Raw genomic sequence first — 3,435 nt, forward strand, 5'->3', positions numbered from 1 at the left:
ATGCCCCCTTCCGTGCTGCTCTCGATACAACGAATCTTGCAATCTCCGCGCTGCTCGAGCAGATCGGCCAATTGCGTACAGGTGATGCTGTTGAACTGATTAACGAGCTTGATCTCGACGATCAGGTCACTTTATTCCGCAGCATTTCAACCGAACAGGCTGTTCTTTTTCTGGATCAGCCGGAACTGCATTATGCAGACCAAATCATTGACAGTCTGGATAACGGACGCGCTGCAGAGATCCTGAACGGCATGTCTGCAGACCGTGCAACAGACATTTTCCATGATCTGGACTGGCCGTCCCGCAACCGTCTGTTTTCAGTTCTTTCGCCGGAAACCAAAACCGCACTGAAAAAACTGATGGGCTATCCGGCCGATACCGCCGGTGGTCTGATGACAACGGAATTTATCGCTGTGCCATCCACATGGACAGTCGAACAGACTTTAGCTCATATCCGGCAGGTCGAGCGCTCCCGTGAAACGGTCTATGCCATCTATGTTGAAAATCCGGAAACCCGCATTTTACAGCATGTGGTATCACTGCGCCGTCTCATCACCGCCAATCCGCAAGCCGGTATTGCAGAAGTCGGCCGTGATCAGGAACCGCTGACAATTCCGCCAATGATGGATCAGGAAGAAGTCGCACGTCTGTTCCGCAAGCACGATCTTCTGGCAATTCCTGTTGTGGACGAACAGCACCACCTGATCGGCATTGTCACCGTGGACGATGTGCTGGACGCCATGACCGAAGAAACTTCGGAAGATGCCTATAAATTCGGTGGTATGGAGGCTTTCACAAAGCCTTATATGCAAATCAGCTTCTTCGAAATGCTGCGTAAACGCGGCGGCTGGCTTTGCATTCTGTTTTTAAGTGAAATGCTGACGGCCAGTGCCATGCAGCATTTTGAAGTGGAACTGGAAAAAGCCATCGTTCTGGCACTGTTCATTCCGCTGATTATGAGCTCCGGCGGTAATTCCGGCTCGCAGGCCACATCCCTGCTGATCCGTGCCTTAGCATTGCAGGATCTCAAACTCGGTGACTGGTGGCGTGTGGCTCTGCGTGAAATACCAACAGGTCTGGCGCTGGGCTCCATGCTGGGTGTGATCGGCTTTGTCCGTATTGCAATCTGGCAGAAAACCGGCCTCTATGATTACGGTGAGCATTGGGTGCTGATCGGCATTACCATTGGCGTTGCACTGATTGGCATTGTGCTGTTCGGCTCTCTCTCCGGCTCGATGCTGCCGTTTGTTCTGCAGCGTCTCGGTCTTGATCCGGCCAGCGCCTCTGCACCTTTTGTGGCCACACTTGTCGATGTTATGGGCTTGGTCATCTATTTCAGTGTTGCGGTTATTTTCCTCACCGGAACACTGCTTTAAGCTCGGAACAGGCCGGAATTTTCCGGCCTTTTTCTTATGCTAAAAATGTCCGTCAGGCTTTTTATGCAATCAGTGCACAGCAGCAATGAGATATGCAATATGCTAAAATCAGCCCGCCCCCTTTTAAAATTGGCGAAAAACCTGTAAGAGCGCCCCATTATCTGCGGCGTTCACGAGGGATATCCTTAAGCGTCCCAACCCCCTATTCAGAGTGATAACTCAATGCAATTGCGCAACATCGCGATCATCGCACACGTTGACCACGGCAAAACGACCCTGGTTGACGAACTTCTGAAACAGTCCGGTGTATTCCGCGACAATCAACGCGTTACCGAACGCATGATGGACTCCGGTGATATCGAGCGCGAGCGCGGCATCACCATTCTTGCCAAGGCAACTTCCGCTGTCTGGAAAGATACACGCATCAATATCGTTGATACTCCGGGCCACGCCGACTTCGGCGGTGAGGTTGAGCGTATCCTTTCGATGGTTGACGGTGTTGTTGTTCTCGTTGACTCCGCTGAAGGCCCGATGCCTCAGACCAAATTCGTAGTCGGTAAAGCCCTGAAGCTCGGCCTGCGTCCTATCGTTGCGATCAACAAGATCGACCGTCCGGATGGCCGTCATGAAGAAGTCATCAACGAAGTTTTCGACATGTTCGCAGCGCTCGATGCGACTGACGAACAGCTCGACTTCCCGATCCTTTACGGTTCAGGCCGTAACGGCTGGATGGCAGAAAACCCGGAAGGTCCAAGCGATCAGGGTCTGGCTCCGCTTTACGATCTGATCGTCAAGCACGTTCCGGCACCAAAGGTTGCTGAAGGTCCGTTTTCGATGATCGGCACCATTCTGGAATCTGATCCGTTCCTCGGCCGCATTATTACCGGTCGTATCCATTCCGGTACTTTGAAGCCGAACCAGTCGGTTAAAGTGCTCGGTCAGGACGGTAAGCTGCTGGAAAACGGTCGTATTTCCAAGATTCTTGCTTTCCGTGGTCTGGAACGTACTGCAATTGAAGAAGGTGTGGCAGGCGATATCGTTGCTATTGCCGGTCTTTCCAAAGGCACCGTGGCTGACACATTCTGTGATCCTTCAATCAACGAAGCCATGAAGGCTCAGCCGATTGATCCGCCGACCGTTACCATGTCCTTCATCGTGAATGACAGCCCGCTGGCCGGCACCGAAGGTGACAAAGTTACCAGCCGTGTTATCCGCGACCGTCTGCTGAAAGAAGCTGAAGGTTCGGTTGCTCTGCGTATCGAAGAATCCGAAGACAAAGATTCGTTCTATGTTTCCGGTCGCGGTGAATTGCAGCTTGCTGTTCTCATCGAAAACATGCGTCGTGAAGGCTTCGAGCTGAGCATTTCCCGTCCGCGCGTTGTGATGCACAAAGACGAAGACGGCAATCTGCTGGAACCGGTAGAAGAAGTCGTTATCGACGTTGACGAAGAATATTCCGGTACTGTTGTTCAGAAAATGTCTGAACGCAAAGCGGAAATGGTTGAGCTGCGTCCATCCGGTGGCAACCGCGTTCGTCTGGTATTCTTTGCACCGACCCGCGGTCTGATCGGTTACCAGTCTGAACTGATGACTGACACACGCGGTACAGCGATCATGAACCGTCTGTTCCACGAATATCAGCAGCACAAAGGCGAAATCGGCGGACGTAACAACGGCGTGCTGATCTCCAATGATCAGGGCGAATCGGTTGCCTATGCAATGTTCAACCTTGAAGACCGCGGCCCGATGATTATCGATGCCGGTACCAAAGTTTATCAGGGCATGATCGTTGGTATTCATACCCGTGACAACGATCTGGAAGTCAACGTGCTGAAAGGCAAGAAGCTGACCAACATGCGTGCATCCGGTAAGGATGAAGCTGTTAAGCTGACCCCGCCGATCCGCATGACTCTGGAACGCGCTCTGTCCTGGATTCAGGATGACGAACTGATGGAAGTAACACCAAAATCCATCCGTCTGCGTAAACTCTATCTGGATCCGAATGAACGCAAGCGTTTCTCGAAGTCCAAAGGCATGTAATCTTGCTTAAAAAGAAAAA

General features: G+C 51.9%; 2 protein-coding genes. Both read left to right on the forward strand.

The window, feature by feature from the left end; genetic code table 11:
- Positions 1-1,376: magnesium transporter (mgtE, locus tag A918_RS0102080; RefSeq protein ID WP_022709448.1), on the forward strand; the 1,376-nt coding region annotated here is incomplete at its 5' end.
- A 222-nt stretch (positions 1,377-1,598) separates the two neighbouring features.
- Positions 1,599-3,416 carry a translational GTPase TypA gene (gene typA, locus A918_RS0102085; RefSeq protein ID WP_022709449.1) on the forward strand — a complete coding sequence of 606 codons (1,818 nt, stop codon included), beginning with the start codon at positions 1,599-1,601 and terminating at the stop codon, positions 3,414-3,416.
- Positions 3,417-3,435 lie beyond the last annotated feature (19 nt).

Source organism: Pseudochrobactrum sp. AO18b (assembly GCF_000409565.1).
Taxonomy (GTDB): Bacteria; Pseudomonadota; Alphaproteobacteria; order Rhizobiales; family Rhizobiaceae; genus Pseudochrobactrum; species Pseudochrobactrum saccharolyticum.